This is a genomic window from Staphylococcus chromogenes (assembly GCF_029024625.1).
GTDB lineage: Bacteria > Bacillota > Bacilli > Staphylococcales > Staphylococcaceae > Staphylococcus > Staphylococcus chromogenes.
In genome coordinates this window covers 1997933-2015528 of the sequence record NZ_CP118953.1, presented here as the reverse complement: position 1 = coordinate 2015528, position 17596 = coordinate 1997933, and the positions used below count along the sequence as shown (strand labels likewise).

The 17596-nt window shown below is 35.3% G+C and carries 21 protein-coding genes; 13 read left to right on the top strand and 8 right to left on the bottom strand.

Features of this window, described 5'->3' with window-relative positions; genetic code table 11:
- Positions 1-53: 53 nt before the first annotated feature.
- The 3 genes from PYW36_RS09840 (at position 54) to PYW36_RS09830 (ending at position 2381) form a co-directional block, all read left to right on the top strand.
- Entirely contained in the window at positions 54-560 is a 507-nt protein-coding gene (locus tag PYW36_RS09840; protein WP_103159314.1) for an SA0570 family protein, read from the top strand.
- A gap of 163 nt (positions 561-723) precedes the next feature.
- A complete protein-coding gene (locus tag PYW36_RS09835) occupies positions 724-1440 on the top strand; it encodes a hypothetical protein (RefSeq protein WP_037572763.1) in 717 nt (238 codons plus the stop codon).
- Between the two features lie 158 nt (positions 1441-1598).
- Entirely contained in the window at positions 1599-2381 is a 783-nt protein-coding gene (locus PYW36_RS09830; RefSeq protein ID WP_103159315.1) for an alpha/beta fold hydrolase, read from the top strand.
- 190 nt (positions 2382-2571) lie between these two features.
- Here the strand turns inward: PYW36_RS09830 and sarA are convergent, their stop codons facing one another.
- The 3 genes from sarA to PYW36_RS09815 all read right to left on the bottom strand — a co-directional run bounded on the left by sarA (position 2572) and on the right by PYW36_RS09815 (position 5491).
- Positions 2572-2943, bottom strand: a complete 372-nt coding sequence (gene sarA / locus PYW36_RS09825; RefSeq protein ID WP_037566374.1) for a global transcriptional regulator SarA — start codon at positions 2941-2943, stop codon at positions 2572-2574.
- A gap of 349 nt (positions 2944-3292) precedes the next feature.
- On the bottom strand, positions 3293-4207 hold the full coding sequence (locus tag PYW36_RS09820; RefSeq protein WP_188351541.1) for a hypothetical protein: 915 nt from the start codon (positions 4205-4207) through the stop codon (positions 3293-3295).
- Positions 4208-4567: 360 nt separating this feature from the next.
- The gene (locus PYW36_RS09815; protein ID WP_037572757.1) at positions 4568-5491 is read right to left on the bottom strand and encodes a DMT family transporter; all 924 of its coding nucleotides are present in this window, start codon (positions 5489-5491) and stop codon (positions 4568-4570) included.
- A 233-nt stretch (positions 5492-5724) separates the two neighbouring features.
- Between PYW36_RS09815 and PYW36_RS09810 the strand changes: the two genes are divergently transcribed.
- Positions 5725-5910 (top strand): hypothetical protein, encoded by a 186-nt coding sequence (locus PYW36_RS09810; RefSeq protein WP_051604942.1) that lies wholly within the window; start codon positions 5725-5727, stop codon positions 5908-5910.
- A gap of 453 nt (positions 5911-6363) precedes the next feature.
- Here the strand turns inward: PYW36_RS09810 and PYW36_RS09805 are convergent, their stop codons facing one another.
- Both PYW36_RS09805 and sroA read right to left on the bottom strand, forming a co-directional pair.
- Positions 6364-6579, bottom strand: coding sequence for a DUF2922 domain-containing protein (locus tag PYW36_RS09805; RefSeq protein WP_037572755.1), 216 nt, complete (start codon positions 6577-6579; stop codon positions 6364-6366).
- Between the two features lie 14 nt (positions 6580-6593).
- Entirely contained in the window at positions 6594-6797 is a 204-nt protein-coding gene (gene sroA, locus PYW36_RS09800) for a sigS mRNA-stabilizing protein SroA (RefSeq protein WP_037572754.1), read from the bottom strand.
- A gap of 144 nt (positions 6798-6941) precedes the next feature.
- Here sroA and PYW36_RS09795 point away from each other — a divergent pair, with 144 nt between their 5' ends.
- From PYW36_RS09795 to PYW36_RS09760, 8 genes are read left to right on the top strand one after another with little or no spacing between them, the layout of a single operon-like run.
- On the top strand, positions 6942-7493 hold the full coding sequence (locus PYW36_RS09795) for a tyrosine-type recombinase/integrase (protein WP_037572752.1): 552 nt from the start codon (positions 6942-6944) through the stop codon (positions 7491-7493).
- Positions 7494-7518: 25 nt separating this feature from the next.
- Positions 7519-9903, top strand: coding sequence for a DUF4040 family protein (locus PYW36_RS09790; protein ID WP_037572750.1), 2385 nt, complete (start codon positions 7519-7521; stop codon positions 9901-9903).
- On the top strand, positions 9890-10315 hold the full coding sequence (gene mnhB2 / locus PYW36_RS09785) for a Na+/H+ antiporter Mnh2 subunit B (RefSeq protein ID WP_103159316.1): 426 nt from the start codon (positions 9890-9892) through the stop codon (positions 10313-10315). Before PYW36_RS09790 ends, mnhB2 begins: the two co-directional genes overlap by 14 nt.
- Positions 10312-10656, top strand: coding sequence for a Na+/H+ antiporter Mnh2 subunit C (mnhC2, locus tag PYW36_RS09780; protein ID WP_037572746.1), 345 nt, complete (start codon positions 10312-10314; stop codon positions 10654-10656). Before mnhB2 ends, mnhC2 begins: the two co-directional genes overlap by 4 nt.
- A complete protein-coding gene (locus tag PYW36_RS09775) occupies positions 10649-12151 on the top strand; it encodes a Na+/H+ antiporter subunit D (protein ID WP_037572743.1) in 1503 nt (500 codons plus the stop codon). Before mnhC2 ends, PYW36_RS09775 begins: the two co-directional genes overlap by 8 nt.
- On the top strand, positions 12148-12630 hold the full coding sequence (locus tag PYW36_RS09770; protein ID WP_037572741.1) for a Na+/H+ antiporter subunit E: 483 nt from the start codon (positions 12148-12150) through the stop codon (positions 12628-12630). The genes PYW36_RS09775 and PYW36_RS09770 overlap by 4 nt, the downstream gene beginning before the upstream one ends.
- On the top strand, positions 12627-12929 hold the full coding sequence (gene mnhF2 / locus PYW36_RS09765) for a Na+/H+ antiporter Mnh2 subunit F (protein WP_037572739.1): 303 nt from the start codon (positions 12627-12629) through the stop codon (positions 12927-12929). The genes PYW36_RS09770 and mnhF2 overlap by 4 nt, the downstream gene beginning before the upstream one ends.
- Positions 12904-13347, top strand: coding sequence for a Na+/H+ antiporter subunit G (locus tag PYW36_RS09760; protein ID WP_103159317.1), 444 nt, complete (start codon positions 12904-12906; stop codon positions 13345-13347). Before mnhF2 ends, PYW36_RS09760 begins: the two co-directional genes overlap by 26 nt.
- A 585-nt stretch (positions 13348-13932) precedes the next feature.
- On the opposite strand, the gene mntC is transcribed toward PYW36_RS09760, so the two are convergent.
- Genes mntC through PYW36_RS09745 form a run of 3 tightly spaced genes read right to left on the bottom strand, consistent with a single transcriptional unit; the run spans position 13933 to position 16437 of the window.
- Positions 13933-14847, bottom strand: coding sequence for a manganese ABC transporter substrate-binding lipoprotein MntC (gene mntC / locus PYW36_RS09755; RefSeq protein ID WP_037573086.1), 915 nt, complete (start codon positions 14845-14847; stop codon positions 13933-13935).
- Positions 14847-15686 (bottom strand): metal ABC transporter permease, encoded by an 840-nt coding sequence (locus PYW36_RS09750; protein ID WP_037572735.1) that lies wholly within the window; start codon positions 15684-15686, stop codon positions 14847-14849. Before PYW36_RS09750 ends, mntC begins: the two co-directional genes overlap by 1 nt.
- On the bottom strand, positions 15661-16437 hold the full coding sequence (locus PYW36_RS09745) for a metal ABC transporter ATP-binding protein (protein WP_103159319.1): 777 nt from the start codon (positions 16435-16437) through the stop codon (positions 15661-15663). Before PYW36_RS09745 ends, PYW36_RS09750 begins: the two co-directional genes overlap by 26 nt.
- A 120-nt stretch (positions 16438-16557) precedes the next feature.
- Here PYW36_RS09745 and PYW36_RS09740 point away from each other — a divergent pair, with 120 nt between their 5' ends.
- Positions 16558-17208 (top strand): metal-dependent transcriptional regulator, encoded by a 651-nt coding sequence (locus PYW36_RS09740; RefSeq protein ID WP_103159320.1) that lies wholly within the window; start codon positions 16558-16560, stop codon positions 17206-17208.
- The last annotated feature ends 388 nt before the right edge of the window (positions 17209-17596 follow it).

Below are 17596 nucleotides of genomic sequence, written 5' to 3'. Positions count from 1 at the left end.
GTATACTAGTAGTGAGCACAGAATCGAAAGAGCGAAAAAGGAGCGTGTGCTTTATGAAAAAACTCGTCAGTGCTGTAATTATTACTGGTTTAACTCTATCAGGTGTTGCAACTGGATCTGCGTCTGCAATGCAAGGGAACACACTTCAATCTGTTAAAGCCTTACAACAAGGAGATCAAACTATTGAAGGCGTTAAAATCGGTCAAAATATGACAGACGTGATTCGTGTCAAAGGTGAAGGCATTCATACTGAAGCTGGATTCGGTACAGAACAATATTATGAGTATCATACTGATAAAGGAATGATGATTGTCACTGCGAATTCTAAAGCTCCGAATGCTAAAGTGACACGAATTTCAATGAGCTATAACAAAGCAGACGGCCCCACTTATAAAGAGGTTAAGAAAAATGTAAGTGCTAAAGCCGTAACACGTGAGCACTATAATAAAGTGACAGGAAATAGCGGCTTTATTATTGATGGCAAACGTTCATATCAATTTGCATCACCATCACCTAAAGATAAAAACATTAAATTGTATCGCATTGATTTAGAAAAATAGACCTTTTTAAATCAATAAAGGTAGATGAAGGGGTGGACAGAAATCACTATGATTTTATTGTCCCTCCTTTTTTATGTTTTAAAGCCCATAATACATAGATGATGGTTTACATTTGATACATTTCAGTATAAGATAGCCACATTGACAAAATTTGGAGGCCATTATGAGACCAAACGATCGTACATTGATTGATAACGTTGAAGATTATCTCACGCACAAAGGCATCACGACGACGTTAATTGATGATGTCAAAGAAAATTTAAGAAGAGACATCCAAAAATCTGAAAAACAGGGTGTTGATTATATTGAGTATCGACAAAAATCAACAGCTGAAATCATATTGACGATTCAGAAGAATTTGTTTACTTTACAGTTTAATCCGGTTGTCTTTTTTATTATTAACTTTATTTTGATTTCATATTTATATGATAAGCAACTTGTTCCGTTCGGGGCGGCGACGGGCTTATCGATTTTGTATATTATCGTGCTATTACCGATTTCAGTGATAATTTATTCTCGTATTATGAGAAAGAGTTATCTATATCAAAATCGTTTAGAAAGTTATATTGGCGTATTGCTCGCTGTCATTGCCTTGATTTTGATAGCAATGAATACTTTTGATATCACCTTAGGTATTCATATTGTAACGACCTACACTCACATGATAATTGCTTTGTTCGGTCTCTTTTTTACTTTTTGGGGCCTTTACCGCAAACGCTTAGAATATACGGGTGTTGGCCTATTATTAGTGCAAAAAACAATTGATATTTTAATTCGTGATCCACAAGCGGCACAACTGATTTCGATTGCAATATGGATTATGATTTTAGTACTTATAATTTTTTACACGATTGAACTCTCCTCTAAAAAGCAAGGATAATTTGAAAAATATACTGAGAGAAGTGAAGAAAATTTAATCTTCACTTCTCTTTTATATTTAATGAATAAGATTATTTTACGAAATATAATTTTGCAATGTTATATTTATGATGATAAGGGTATAGATGAACTACCTGTACTTTTGAAGGGGAGAGAATATTGGGAGACTTCACGACCAAAGATCGACGTAGAATACATTTGAAAAAAATGGGCCAAGGTGTACCATTAGTACTGATACATGATTTGTATGGAAATATTGCGAGTTTTGATGCGCTTGCCGAGAGATTAAAGCCACACTTCACATTAATCTGTTATGATTTGAGAGGGCATGGAAGGTCCTCTAAACCGAACCATTATGAAATGAGCAACCATTTACAAGATTTGGTATCACTATTAGATCATCTTCAGATAAAAAAAGCACACTTTTTAGGACATGGTATGGGAGGGATTATCGCATCACTTTTAGCGTGTGAAGCCTCAGATTATGTTCAATCACTGACATTAATTGGTGCATACGACAATAATATCGTAAATGGGATGGCACATCTTATGAATGAACATCGTGAAATGACGAAAGGTTTTACACGTTTAGAAGCCACACTCGTGCTCTTTCCTTATATTTATCATAATAAGAAAGCGGCATTGAAATGGTATCAACAACAACGGATATATAGTTATGAAACAGAAAATGATATGGCAGTGGCCACACGGGCATTACACACGTATCAAGAATATCAAAAGGAATATGTGAATAAGTTCACAGTACCCGCTTTGGTGATTGAGGGTGCTTTTGATCCTTTTAGAAATAATCCAGCGCAAAGACCAGATGTTAATGCGCGCCACATTGACTATAAAGAATATAAACACTCTGGGCATGCCCCGCATATCGAAGAGATAGAAAAGTTTTTAGTAGATTTTGAAACGTTTATTAAAAATATTTAAGCTAACCTTTAAATATATTACCTATATTACGGGGAAGATAGACATTAAACAGGGGTAAAAAAAGATTGATAAAGCGAACTTTCCAAGTGGCTCAACATCAATGAGAGAATTGATGTTGTGGGCATTAAAACTAACCCCTAGCCACATAAAAACACATAAAAAAACCACTTCAAGCGAAGTGGTTTTTTCATTATTGTGGTTTAATGTCAGTGCTTTTGATTGTTTCGTTAACACGATTTAACAATTCGTCGATTTTTTTACGTTGCTCATCGTTTACTAAAATAAGAACAGTACGCTCATCCTGTTCGTTACGACGCTTGTTGAAGTAACCTTCTTGAGATAAGTTTTTAACCGCTTTAACTACTTGAGGTTGTTTGTAGTTTAAGTTGTTAATAATATCTTTAAGGTAATATTCATCTTCAATGCGATAGCTTAAATGTGTTAATACAGCAAATTCCTCAAAACTAATTTGGAATTCTTTTTTGATTACGCTTTTTAATCTATCCGCATACGTAACCATTGATAATAATTCGAAACAATCTTTGACTCTTGTAACAGCCATTTCCATAACCTCCCGTTTTCATTGCCCTCGTATAATTTTTCAAAACATGTCTTGGAAAACATATTTAAGAAAGTGACGCTTATTAATTTCAAACGAAATATCTGTACCTTCTTATAAAAAGTAATTAATAATATTACTTGTGAATTGATTTAAGTGCAATTAGATTGTAATTATAACCAATTCGAATTAGATTGTAAACTAAGAAGGCTTAACCGCACTCGATTATGATACAAAATTTTTGTAGAAAGTTGGAAAAAAGCAGTTTTATAACAATATGCCGTGTCATTTCAACTTCTACGGAAAGTCTTCTTTTACATTAAAATAATTTTAATAGAAAAAGAAAACCCATCTATCTCTCTATATTCTCTATTTTAATTTTTTGATCATGGGGAAATCGTACGACTTTCTCTCCAACAAATATTCCATTTTTAATTATAAGTTGCTCATTTATTTTATCATAACTTATTATTCGTTTAATCAATTTGTCCTTCTTATAAATCAATACTGAATTTTCATCTATTAATATATCACTAGGTAAAACGATTAATGCGTTAGAGTATTGAATATCAAAATGAGTCCCAATAGGATAGTTTTTAGGCGTTTTAATTTTGGTGAAATAGTAAGATTGATGCTTTGATTTTGAAGAAGAGATGGGGGTCCAATGTCTTGATACAACTGTACCTTTCGCCTCTTTTCCATTAAAACGAGACCGTAGGTTAACAGTGTTTCCTTGTTTAAATTTTGTATATAAATTCTCCGGAACTTTAACGAGAATATGTTGTTCTTCAGAAGTTATTTCTGAAATTTTTTCTTTATTTTGCTCTGGAACAGATTCATGCAAACGCACGATTCCCTGAGTAGGTGATTGAATCGTGTGATACAAATTTGCTTTGAGTTTCATTATTTCTTTATTTGTTTCAAAACTTTGATCAGCATCAAGAGGAAGTTTGAGTAACGTGTTTAATGCATTGATTTCGGGGATTTTTGCGGGATTGTGATAGGTCACTAAAGGGGTATCTATGTCGACGCGTTCGCCATTTTTGACGTGAATATCTTGAATATAGCCCAAAGTGGGATTGAATTTTAATAAATAGTTATAGTCAGATTGCACAATCCCTATTAAATAAGGGGGAGGTGTTAAAGTGGCACGGATTGTTTTGATATCCGATTGATTTGGTTGGATAAATAAATGAATCACAACTCCTGTAGTCATACTAAAGAGAAGAATACCCGTTAAAATAGTGATAAGCAATGATTTTTTCATGTATGCACCTCAATATAATTTTGATAAAAATTATAATGTAATAATATTTTGGTGCAAGCGACTTAGAGTGAATATAAACAAACTCACAAAAACTATTTAATTTGAGGGTTTAAAAAATGAAAAAAATCTTGATTTAACTGTAAATATGTTATTAATTAAGAGGGAGAGCCTAAACTGATTTTAAGAGTTATGTTTATGAGGAGAATGTTTGCATTTCAAATGGATATGACAACACCAAACCTCACGCGAGGTATAGTGTTGCCATAGGAGAATATAAATTAAAGATTGTGGTGTCAATTAAGGAGTCCTGACTTTTAATTCTAACAGGTATGAAAACGGTAAAGCGATAATCATGGATTATTAATTGAGTTGAATGATGAATATCGCGACAATAACACATAATAAGCCGAGAATACGCTTAAGGTGTATTGCCTGTTTGGGTGCATTAAGCCATCCGAAGTGATCGATACATAAGCCCATGATTATTTGTCCCAGCATGACAATAATAAGAGAAACAGTAATCCCTAAGATAGGAGCGACAATAATATTTGTGGTTACAAATATAGCGCCCAACATCCCTCCGGTAAAATACCACCAACGAAGAGGACGTGAAGTTGTGTCGCGTTTATAAATTTTAAATCTGCGATGGAATATTATGGTAAGCAAAAATAAGGTCGCTGTCCCGACCGTAAAAGAAACAAACGCTGCAAATAGAGACGAATGTGTAAGTTGTCCTAAACTGCTATTGATTGCTGTTTGAATGGGAGGAGCAGCTCCAAATAAAACTCCGACAATGAGCCAAATTCGATTGTGTATTTGGTTTGTGGCTTGCTTTGAAGTCAAATTCATTAAAATGATGCCTGTAAACAGTAAAATTAAGCCTAATATTTTAACGATAGTTAACGGACGCATCGGCAAATGAAACCAGCCAAACGTATCAATGAGGAGGCTCATAATTAATTGACCAGACAAAGTGGTCACTACAGTGAGGGAAGCCCCTATACGCGGCAGTAAAAGTAGATTTCCCGTTAGAAAAATGACGCCCATTAAGCCTCCAATCACCCATCGATAGTCCAACTGAAATGTGCTTAAAGTATGTGGTGTAAAATAGTGCGGTTGAAAACAAAGAATGACGATGGCAAGCGTGAGACTTCCTACTAAAAAAGAGATGGCAGATGTATAAAAAGAACTGTGCGTAAAATGGTGTAACCGTGCATTTATAGAAGTTTGCAATGGAATAACTGCACCAGCACAAAGCGTTAAAAGAAGTAATAGTAATATCATAAGACCTCCTATACTTTGATTATACGTAAGCGCATTGTTTTTGACCATGGGCATATCAATTTTCAGTCATTTTACAATCATGTAAAGACAATGTAAATTTTCGAATAAGTTTAATTTAAACGAAACATAGTGTCTTATAAATTTAGTATGATAATCTTGAAATAGTGAGAGTGTGGTGAATCCATTTGTGTAATCATGAAGTTGTTAGGCTCATCAATGAAGGGCTTTTCTTAGTGAATGTTGATGAATGTTGTACCTTTCAACAAGACGAATATGTAGAAGTGTTGAGTGTCAAATCGCCACATACGATTTTGGCACAAGTGTGTGAAGTTTATGAGAAGTATGTCTTATGTATGAAAATGGAAACATCAAAAGTATTTTATGGTGAAAAAGTTCGCTCATACCACAGTGACTCATAAATCGTGCGGTAAAAGGGGGCATAAACACTTTTATGTCTTTGTTGGGGGCAGAGATAAAGCAGTGTATACGTAAAAAGCGCACGCCAAGTTCAGTTAGATTATTAAGACTTTCTGTTACAGTTTTTGCTCAGAAGTTTCAACTAAGAATGAGTTGAATATGCGTTCATTACTTACTAGTAATTATTACATCATCTGTCTTTTTGCATTATTATCTATTTAAATTTAAAATAGCCATCAAAATTTATCTATGTGTAAATTTTGATGGCTTTCTCACGTTAGGTCGTGCAATCTCGTAGACGCTTTTTATTAAGGATTCAAGGGGGAATTCAGGCTATTCTATGCTAAATTGATAAAGGGATAAGCGTCTTTAAAATATAAGAAAAGCCCTCAAAATTGAATGGTCATTTTGAGGACTTTAAACAGAATGAAAATGAATCTATACAGCGATTAATTTTAGAATAATACTGTGACCGTGCGATCTATCAATTGCGCAGATTTTACTTTTGTCACAGGCACGCCATTGTACATTAAAATATTTAATTTTACAATTTTATCGGCTTGCACTTCTACTAATTCGCGTGTAATTGTTGATGCTAATTTAGGGATGGTAAGTTTTACAGGTTTTTGTAATGCATTTTCAAATGTAATTTCTAATGTTTTTGTATTCATAATGTAGTCTCCTTTTAACCAATTTGTTCAGTTTTCACTGATTCGATACTGTCGTAATGCTCTCCAGATAGTGCTTCAATCGCTTTAGCAAAAGAAAGTAACTCTTGGTCAGTTGCTGTCGATTTAATTTGATTGAATCGACGCGTGGATTTCGTTGCTTTGCCTTCCGGAGATAAAGTCGTTTGTGTCAGAATGAGTGTAAGATTTAAGTTGTTCATGATTTCTGACCTCCTTTCACTATATATATCGTTTTTAAAACGCAAAAAGGCCAAAAATTTTTTTGAAAAATGTGAACATAACTCTTTCATGTTACTAAAATAAAGTATATCATTGTATAAGAAACATTAAATGAGGTGGCAGATGTGAACTTTGTAGATCCAATTCGAGATAAAACAGATATACATAAAATGTATGTGTATTTACAAAGCCAATCCATGAGAGATTACTTACTATTTAAGTTTGCGATTCATACAGGTGTCAAATTAAATGAATTACTAAATTTAAAGGTTGAGGATGTATTAAATCCACAACATGAAGTCGTCCATGTATGGGTAACGTCAACTTCACAAGATATCCGAGTCATTATTCCTGAAAAACTAAGAGGTGAATTGATAGGGTACATTCGTGAGGGAAGACTGACGGACACAAGTTTGTTATTTCAATCAAAGCGAACAAAAAATGGTTTGAGTCGACAACAAGCTTATCGCATAATAAACGCGGCAGCAACGAAGGTAGGGATAGAACATATTGGTTTAACAACATTACGAAAAACATTTGCCTATCATACGTATCGTTCTGGGGTGTCTATCTCCATTATTCAAAAATATTTAGGACATCAAACATCCTATGAAACGATGAAATTTATAGGAATTACGAAAAAGGAAATTAATACGACAATCGCATTAAATTTATAAAATTTGTTTATAAGGAGGATAGAGGATGGTTATTTTAGGATTAATGTCATTTTTAATTATCATCATGCTCGTTCTGGCTGTTATGATGAAAGGCAATACGAAACAATGGCCAGGATTTCTCGCATTAATGGCGCCAGTAGCGTCAGCAGTAGTTTTTTTGTATCACATTCCAAAAGTCTTAAATCATCATTATTTAAGTTACACGTTAAAGTGGTTGCCAACATACGATATTAACTTTGATTTTAGACTTGATGGCTTGAGTTTGTTCTTTAGCCTTCTCATTTCAATTATTGGTGTAGCGGTCTTCTTTTATGCCACACAATATTTATCCCATAAATACGATGATTTGCCACGCTTTTACATTTACCTCGTATTATTTATGTTCAGTATGTTAGGGATTGTGTTAGCGAATAACACGATTATTTTGTACATTTTTTGGGAGCTCACGAGTGTTTCCTCTTTTCTATTAATCAGTTATTGGTACGATAAAACTGACAGTCAACGCGGGGCAATGACCTCATTTGTTGTGACCGTTTTTGGTGGTTTGGCAATGCTTGTGGGCTTTATCATGCTTTATGTTGTCACGGGAACGAATACAATCACCAAACAGATTGCACAAAGTCATGAAATTGCGGCACATCCGCTGTTTATTCCGATTGTTTTGATGTTTTTACTCGGGGCATTTACAAAATCTGCACAGTGGCCATTTCATTTTTGGTTACCTCGAGCGATGGCAGCTCCTACGCCTGTGAGTGCTTATTTACACTCAGCGACGATGGTAAAAGCAGGTATTTTTCTATTGCTTCGCTTTACGCCAATTTTAGGTCAGAGCCAATTTTATATTTATATGGTGACGATGATTGGTTTAATTACAATGATTTACGGTTCAATCACAGCTATTCGTCAATACGACTTAAAAGGAATTCTTGCCTATTCCACAATTAGTCAACTTGGCATGATTATGTCAATGGTAGGACTTGGAGGCGGTATTGCCACTGCAACAAATTCAGCTGTCATTGAAGCGAATGCTTATATTTTATTTGCGGCTATCTTCCACTTACTTAATCATGCCTTATTTAAAGGAGCCTTGTTTATGGGGGTCGGACTGATTGACCATGAAACAGGTACACGAGATATTCGCAAATTAGGTGGTTTGAAAAAGGCGTTACCTATCACGATGACAGTGATGATATTAGCGTCATTAGCAATGGCAGGCGTGCCTCTATTGAATGGGTTTATAAGTAAAGAGATGTTTTTTGAAGGATTAGTGAATGCGCATAAACTTCAGGGCTTCAATGTTCTCATGACTGTCATTGTGAGCTTTATAGGTTTTGTCGCAAGTATTTTTACATTTATTTATTCGGGTTACATGATAAAACAAACGTTTTTTGGAGAATTTAAAATCAATAAATCACTTCATGAGCCAAAGCTATTTATAGCACCGGCAGCCGTGATGGCGATTTGTTTACCTCTTATTTTTATCATGCCTAAAGTGGTTGGAGATACCATATTAAAAGGGGCTTTTGAAAATATCGTAGCCTCAAATGAATTAGCCTCCTATGCGCCTCATTTATCTCAATGGCACGGTATTACGCTTCCGCTTATGATGAGTGTGACCGTTATTGTTCTCGGTATTATAGGTGTGTTATTCGTGGATTGGACACGTTTTACACAAGTGAAAGAAAAGAGTTGGTCAAGTGTTAATCTTTTCCACGGATCGTATAAATCTATGGAGGAATACTCAGGAATAGGTTTACGTTCTCTTATGAATAATCGTTTAAATTCATACTTGATTGTGACATTGATGATTTATTTTATTATTAATGTCTATGGACTAATACGCGTAGGGATACCTGAGATGTATAAAATTGACGTGACAGATTATCATATTTTTCATGTGCTTTTATTAGTCACTGTCATCGTCATCGGTTTTGCACTTATTTTTATTCGTCAACGTTTAACGATGGTTATATTAACTGGAGGTATTGGTTACGCCGTTGCGTTATTTTTCATATTAATGCGTGCACCCGATTTAGCATTGACACAATTAGTGACAGAAACAATTACAACCGTCCTCTTCATTGTAAGTTTTTCACGCTTGCCAAATATTCCACGTGGAAGCTTCAACATGAAAAAAGAATCGGTGAAAATTGTTGTTTCTCTCTTAACAGCGTTTCTCGTTGTTGGTTTTGTGTTTATGATTCAACAAGCGAGTGCATTAGAGACGATTTCTGTGTTTTATCACGATGCATATGAAAAATCAGGCGGGAAAAATGTCGTCAATGCGATACTCGGTGATTTCCGAGCGTTAGATACGATGGCGGAAGGATTAGTGTTAATTATTGCAGGATTAGGTATTTATACATTACTTAACTTTAGAGATCGGAGGGGTCAAGATGAAAGAGAATGATTTAGTCCTTAAAACAGTCACACGCATTGTTGTATTTATCATTTTGACTTTCGGGTTCTATTTATTCTTTGCCGGTCACAACAATCCAGGTGGAGGATTTATTGCAGGATTAATTTTAAGTTCGGCATTTATCTTAATGTTTTTAGCATTTAACGTGAAACAAGTGCTTGAAGCGTTACCTATTGATTTTAGAAAGTTAATGATAGTAGGGGCGTTTGTCTCATTAGGCACAGCCTTGGCGCCTTTGTTTTTCGGCAAAAATATCCTCTACCAAGCAGATGCATATTTTAAATTTCCTTATTTTGGAGAAGTGCATTTATCTACAATTACATTATTCGAAGCAGGGATTACATTAAGCGTTGTAGGTGTAGTGGTGACGACAATTCTTTCATTGAGTGGAGGGAGATCATGAATATTATCTTACTCCTAACGATAGGATTTTTAGTGTTTATCGCAACGTATATGATTCTTTCTAAAAATTTAATACGAATTGTAATCGGCATCGCAATTTATACCCATGCGGGAAACCTCATTATTATGAGCATGGGAGAGTATACATCGGATAAAACCGAACCTTTAATCGTCACAGGACATGAAAATTTTGTTGATCCACTACTTCAAGCGATTGTTTTGACGGCCATCGTGATTGGTTTTGCGATTACGGCATTTTTACTTGTGCTTGTTTACCGTACATTTAAAGTGACGAAAGAAGATGAGATTAACGTTTTAACAGGTGGTGAAGAAGATGAATGACAATTTTTTAGCAATTCCATTTTTGTTGCCACTGATTGGGGCGTTGTTGCTGGTCATTTTAAATAAACAAGTCAGATTATCACGTATGCTTTCTTTAATAATCGTATTTGTGTCTTTTGTCTCTTCATTGGTGATGTTGATTTACGTTGTGAACAATGAGCCGCTCAAATTAGATTTTTCAGGATGGAGAGCACCATTTGGGATTCAATACGTAGGTGATGCATTAAGTTTATTACTAGTGACCACGACCCATTTTGTCGTTTTTATGATTATTGGGTTTGGTTTTGGTCGTGGGGAAAAACGTGCCAGTCGCTATTACTTACCGTCCTTTGTTTTATTTTTAACGGTGGGCGTTGTAGGTTCATTTTTAACAGCTGATTTATTTAATCTCTATGTCATGTTTGAAATCATGCTACTTGCTTCGTTTGTGCTCGTAACATTAGGGCAATCCGTTGAACAATTACGGGCAAGTATCATCTATGTTGTACTGAATGTGATTGGTTCATGGATACTTCTGATTGGAATTGGTTTGTTGTACCGTCAGTTAGGCACTTTAAATTACACACATATTGCGATGAGAATTCGTGAACTGGATGATCCGACAGCGATTCATTTAGTCTCTATGTCATTTATCGTAGCGTTCGGTTCTAAAGCGGCGTTAGTGCTATTTATGTGGTTGCCAAAAGCCTATGCCGTTTTAAATACGGAACTCGCAGCATTATTTGCCTCGTTAATGACAAAAGTAGGGGCCTATGCACTCATTCGTTTCTATACGCTTATTTTCAACCAAAGTGGGGCTGTCACAGAACCATTATTTGTCGTTTTAGCGTGTATGACGATGATTATTGGTGCGGTAGGAACAGTGGCGTATAAAGATATAAAGAAAATCGCCGCTTATCAAGTTATTTTATCAATCGGTTTTGTTATTTTCGGATTAGGAACACATACCTTTAATGGCATTAATGGAGCTATATTTTATTTAATGAATGATATTGTCGTGAAAGCATTACTATTTTTTGTTATTGGTATCATTGTCTATACAACAGGATATCGTCAATATCGCCATTTGAAAGGATTAGCACGAAAAGAGCCGTGGTTAGGGGTGGCGTTCATCGTAGTTACACTCGCCATCGGAGGAGTTCCGCCTTTCAGTGGATTTCCCGGGAAATTATTTATCTTTATTGGCGCAATAGAACATCAACATTTTATTGGTTTGACGTTAATGATTGTCACGAGTCTTATCGGCATGTATAGCTTATTTAGAGTTTTCTTCTATATGTATGCTGGTAACGAAGAAAAAGGGGCTGAGTTAACGTACCATCCTATTCGCCCTGTGCGTAAGCGGATTATTATGATTATGACGGGGGTTGTTCTGTTAATAGGGTTAGCGGCACCTGTCATTATGAAAGCGACTGAGCAAGCGACAGCGATGAATATGAATGTCGACCAATATATTGAAATGGTTAATCCAGAATTGCGAGGTGACCATTCATGAGACAAATTGCATTGAATTTTATGATTGCTATATTATGGGTGCTCTTTCAAGATGAGGATTCCTTTAGATTTCCAACTTTTACTGTCGGGTACATTATTGGATTAGTTATTATTTATTTAGTACATAAATTTTTTGACCAAGAGTTTTATCCGAAAAAGATATGGGTGTCCTTTAAATTTTTAATGACGTACTTATATCAACTTTTTACTTCAACTTTCTCAATTATTAATTATGTACTTTTCAAAACAGATAAAATGGACCCTGGACTCGTCTGGTATGAAACACAATTAGACACAGATTGGGAAATTACTTTCCTCACAATTTTGATTATTATCACGCCAGGTTCCACGATTATTAGAGTCAACCGTGACCCTAACGTTTTCTTAATCCATGCGATAGATACTGCGGCAAAAGAGAAGAAACAATTGCTAAAAAATATTAAAAAATATGAAGAACTGATTGTGGAGGTGACGAAATGATATCGACCATTACAGAATATTTATTATCAGGGGCGCTTATTATTTTCGCCATTTCTTTAGTCATTGTATTATTTCGTCTCATTAAAGGGCCTACAACTGCCGATCGTGTCGTCGCGTTCGATGCGATGAGTGCCATTTTAATGTCCACAGTAGGTGTTTTGAGTCTACTCTTTAAAACATTTTCATTCTTAGATTCGGTTGTTTTAATCGCGATTATTTCGTTCTTGAGTTCCGTCACAATTTCACGTTTCATGGAAGGGGGGAACGTGTTTAATGGAAACAACAAACGAAATCATTAAACTCTTCGCCGCTTTTCTTGTTTTTGCAGGAAGTATCATTGCACTGATTAGTGCTATAGGATTGGTGCGTTTCCAAGATGTCTTTTTACGTATCCATGCGGCAACTAAAGCGTCTACGTTAGCCGTGTTATTAACGCTAGTGGGTGTATTTATCTATTTTATTTTTGCCCAAGGATATGTCAGTGTCAGAACAATTCTCGCCCTCGTCTTTATTAATATTACGTCTCCAGTTGGAGGACATTTGATTTCACGGGCTGCTTTTCGGACAGGTGCTTATATGTATCAAAAGCATCCGACAACGGAGGATGATTCTGATTTAAATAAAGCGGATTTAGATCCAGAAGAACAAAGAAAAATACGCGTTGAAAAAAGAGTAAAACGGCGTCAAAAAATATATTCTCGTTTAGATGATGATTAAAGAAGCGGATTTTAATACTTTATGAAACAAATCGAATGGAAAGTGATTTTTAAACGTTGCTTGTTTAAGTGGTAGTAAAATAGAGGCTGGGACATAATTGATTTCATGTATTTGATTGTTCCAAAAAGCCTCGCTTTTCTTGGAGCATTACAGAAATCTATTTGATTTCGTAGTAATGCCTGCCGGTGCATGAAGACGTTAGGAATGTAATGAGTTACGTCTTCAGTACACCTATGAACATGCGTGAATAGGTGGTCCTTATTTTAAGTTGCGTAAAGCTTGAAAAGCGCATACGTAATCCAGTCAGCTACTGCCACTAATTTTATTGCGGTAAGTGAAAAATCTTAAAATGGATTTTCGGTTTCGGCTAGATGCCTCAGAAGTCTCGGCTTAGGAATCAATCAAATTTGCTATAATTATTCACCGCTCTAAAGTTATAAAATTTGTATTATCAATTCTATTTGTATGAACTAATTTGTATCAAAATAGCCCTCAAAATTTATTCTCAGATAAATTTTGAGGGCTATTTATGTAGGATAAAGCGTGTTTCTCCGCTTTTATTGAGTTAAGCAAATGTAACTCAAGTTATTTCATACTATCGTGAATGGTTTTGATGTTTGATGCCATCATATTGTAATAAGAGTCTCCATCACTGCCTTTTTTACCGATAGAATCTGTGTAGACAGTGCCGTAAATTTTAGCTCCTGTATCTTCACTTAAACGCTTCATAGCTTTATCACTGACACTTGTTTCTTGAAGTAGGTGTTTCATATTATGAGATTTGACAAAATCAATCGCTTGTTTCATTTGTTGCGGTGTGCCTTGATTTTCTGTATTAATTTCCCAAATGAAACCAGGTTGAATATCGTACTGTTTTGCAAAATATTTAAAGGCCCCTTCACTCGTAATCATATTACGTTTGTCTTTAGGAATGTCATTGAATTGGTTATGACTTTTAGCATTTAAAGTTTTTAATTCAGATAAATATTTATCTCCCTGCTTTTGATAATCTTTTTGATGTTTTTGATCAGCCTCTTCTAACCCTTTTTGAATGCGTTCAACGTATTTAATCCCGTTTTCCAAACTTAACCATGCATGTGGGTCAATATGAGTGGCTGACTTCTCATTGCCATTTAAATAAATCGGTTTGACGTTTTCTGTTGCTTGGATAACATTTTTGTCTTTTAAAGATTTATTAGCTTCTTTAAGTGCTTTTTCGAACCAACCATTCCCACTTTCTAAGTTGAATCCATTGTAAATAACAACATCGGCATCGGCGAGGGCTTGAATGTCTTTCGGTTTAATTTCGTATTCGTGCGGATCTTGACCAATAGGCACGATACTATGTATTTCTGCATGGTCACCTGCAACATTTTTTGTCATATCGTAAAGTATAGAATTCGTTGTAACAACCTTTAACTTATCTTGTTTTTCACTTTTACCAAAACCACAAGCGGTAAGCATCACAGCAACAAGTAAGAGAGTAAGAATACGTTTAATCATGATGTATGGACAGCTCCTTTATGAAATCTAGATTTGATTTTGTGATAAATAAAACTTAAAACATAGAGTAGGGCAGCAATGAGTACAATGACGGCACCACTTGGTAAGTTGAGTTGAAAACTAAAGTAAATGCCCATCGTGGCACTTACGACACTGCATATACATGAAAGCATGAGCATCGTTGATAGTTTGTTTGCGAGCAAATAGGCTGTGGACGCGGGTGTAATTAAAAGTGCCACGACTAAAATAACACCTACTGTTTGCACGCTTGTGACGATGACTAAGGCTAACAACAACATGACTAAATAGTGAATCGCACGCGTTGGTAGTCCGTTCATACGACTAAATATTGGATCAAAAGTTGAAATTTTAAGGGGACGATAAAGGATTAAAATTAAAATAATAACGCAAAGACTAATCCAAAAAGTAGTATGAAAGGCATCATCCGTAATGGCGAGAATATTACCAAATAAAATATGGTAAAGATCTGTTGTTGACTGTATCGTACTAATCAAGATAATCCCGGTAGCAAGAAACGTCGTGAAAATAATACCTATAGCAGCGTCTTTTTTGGTTTTCGTCGTGTCGGAAATATAACCTATACATAAGCTACTCAAGACACCTGTAACCAAAGCCCCAATAAACATAGGAATATGTAAAATGAATGAAATCGCAACGCCTGGAAGGACAGCATGACTCATAGCATCTCCCATTAAAGATAGGCCCCTTAACAGGATAAAACAGCCAACAATGCCACAGACTGCGCCAACGAAAATGGCGGTTAATAACGCGCGTGTTAAAAATGGATAATCAACGAGATGTTGTAGGAATGCCATTATTTGTCTGCTCCTTCGATTGATATTTTTGTGTCAGCGTGTCGGTATGTAATGCAGAGAGGAAAGTGTGCTCAATATTAGAAGGAGTTAATATTTCCTCGGTCGCACCAAAATATTGGATACTCTGGTTAAGCAATAACACACGATCAAAATAATCCTTTGCTGTTGTTAAATCATGATGAACAATAATAATCAGTTTGCCTTCACGTTTTAACGCATTTAATTTTTGAATAATCATTTTTTCGCTTTTAAAATCAATGCCGACAAAAGGTTCATCTAAAATGTAAATTTCATGTGTACGCATTAATGTACGTGCAAGTATGACACGTTGTAATTGTCCACCACTGAGTGTATGAAGTGGGCGTTTACGTAAATCGAATAACTCTAAATCTTGCAATAAGTGATGACATTGTTGTCGCTTTTGACGCGAAACACGTTTAAACCAACCGATTTCACCATAACACCCTGAGAGCACTAACGATTCAACATCTATTGGAAAATCTAAATCTAAGGCCATTTTTTGAGGAACATAGGCAATATGTCGCCTCTCTTGACTAATAGGTTTGCCATTAAGCTTGATTTCGCCTTGAAAACGTAGTTCGCCTACCAATGCTTTGACCAAAGTGGATTTACCACTTCCGTTTGGACCCATGATACCCACAATTTCTCCATTTAAAGGAAGCGTTAAATGGATGTCTTTCAGAACATGCTTATGCTGAAGGGTTAGGTTTAAGTGGTTAATCTCAATCATTTTAACACAACCTTTTGTTTTATTTAGGTTACCCTAATAAATTTATATTATAAAATGTATTCTGTCAAAGTCAAGTTGTTTCGTGATACAATAAAGTGAATCTTTTTAAGAGGTGAAAACATGTTAACTGAGGAAAAAGAGGATTATCTGAAAGCGATACTGAGTCATGACGGTAAAACATATTATGTTTCGAATAAAACGCTCTCTCAGTTTCTTAATATAAAACCACCCTCTGTCAGTGAAATGGTGGGACGTTTAGAAAAAGAAGGATACGTTGAAACGAAACCGTATAAAGGCGTCAAACTCTCTGAAAAAGGTCTTGTGGCGACATTAGAGATCATTAAACGACACCGTTTAATAGAATTATTTTTAATAGAGGTTATGAATTATACTTGGGAAGAAGTCCATGCAGAAGCAGAAGTGTTAGAACACCGAGTTTCAGACTTATTTGTACAAAGGCTAGATGAATTGTTAAATTATCCTGAAACTTGTCCGCACGGAGGCATCATTCCAAGAGGTACGGATTATGTGGAACGATATAATACGCCACTCATCGAATTTGATGCGGGGGACAAAGTTGTTTTAAGACGTGTCCGTGACAAATCAGAATTATTGATATATCTTTCAAGCAAAAACATTCAAATAGGCGAGACAATTGAGGTTGTAAGTAAAGATGCAACCAATCAAATGCTTGAAATTAAAAATGGTGAACAGACGGTAATCTTGAGTTATGAAAATGCTAATGTCATTTTTGCTGAACGAGCAGCCTAAAAGATAATTGGTCATAGTTCTAACATAAATTAGAAAGCCATCAACATTTACCCTCGAGTACATGTTGATGGCTATTTTAATATAGTTCTCTGTCAAATCGTACTGGTCACATTAAATCAAGGAGTAAACTCCTTTTTTGTTGTAAGAGTACGAATTCTTGAACTTTGTTTGTTATTTTAATACTCTTTAAATCAGTAAAACTGAGTCGTAAAATAGATTTTATAACGCTTGTGAATATATATAGCGTATTTGATTGATTCCTAAGCCGAGACTTCTAAGGCATCTAGCCGAAACCGAAAATCCATTTTAAGATTGAGATAATCTCAATCTTAAACTATGGATCACCTATTCACCCATGTTCATAGGTGTACTGAATACGTAACTCATT

Coding starts and splice junctions, on each gene's coding strand:
- PYW36_RS09840 (WP_103159314.1), top strand. CDS start 54: ATGAAAAAACTCGTCAGTGCTGTAATTATTACTGGTTTAACTCTATCA.
- PYW36_RS09835 (WP_037572763.1), top strand. CDS start 724: ATGAGACCAAACGATCGTACATTGATTGATAACGTTGAAGATTATCTC.
- sarA (WP_037566374.1), bottom strand. CDS start 2,943: ATGGCTGTTACAAGAGTCAAAGATTGTTTCGAATTATTATCAATGGTT.
- PYW36_RS09820 (WP_188351541.1), bottom strand. CDS start 4,207: ATGAAAAAATCATTGCTTATCACTATTTTAACGGGTATTCTTCTCTTT.
- PYW36_RS09815 (WP_037572757.1), bottom strand. CDS start 5,491: ATGATATTACTATTACTTCTTTTAACGCTTTGTGCTGGTGCAGTTATT.
- PYW36_RS09805 (WP_037572755.1), bottom strand. CDS start 6,579: ATGAATACAAAAACATTAGAAATTACATTTGAAAATGCATTACAAAAA.
- sroA (WP_037572754.1), bottom strand. CDS start 6,797: ATGAACAACTTAAATCTTACACTCATTCTGACACAAACGACTTTATCT.
- PYW36_RS09790 (WP_037572750.1), top strand. CDS start 7,519: ATGGTTATTTTAGGATTAATGTCATTTTTAATTATCATCATGCTCGTT.
- mnhB2 (WP_103159316.1), top strand. CDS start 9,890: ATGAAAGAGAATGATTTAGTCCTTAAAACAGTCACACGCATTGTTGTA.
- mnhC2 (WP_037572746.1), top strand. CDS start 10,312: ATGAATATTATCTTACTCCTAACGATAGGATTTTTAGTGTTTATCGCA.
- PYW36_RS09775 (WP_037572743.1), top strand. CDS start 10,649: ATGAATGACAATTTTTTAGCAATTCCATTTTTGTTGCCACTGATTGGG.
- PYW36_RS09770 (WP_037572741.1), top strand. CDS start 12,148: ATGAGACAAATTGCATTGAATTTTATGATTGCTATATTATGGGTGCTC.
- mnhF2 (WP_037572739.1), top strand. CDS start 12,627: ATGATATCGACCATTACAGAATATTTATTATCAGGGGCGCTTATTATT.
- PYW36_RS09760 (WP_103159317.1), top strand. CDS start 12,904: ATGGAAACAACAAACGAAATCATTAAACTCTTCGCCGCTTTTCTTGTT.
- PYW36_RS09750 (WP_037572735.1), bottom strand. CDS start 15,686: ATGGCATTCCTACAACATCTCGTTGATTATCCATTTTTAACACGCGCG.
- PYW36_RS09745 (WP_103159319.1), bottom strand. CDS start 16,437: ATGATTGAGATTAACCACTTAAACCTAACCCTTCAGCATAAGCATGTT.
- PYW36_RS09740 (WP_103159320.1), top strand. CDS start 16,558: ATGTTAACTGAGGAAAAAGAGGATTATCTGAAAGCGATACTGAGTCAT.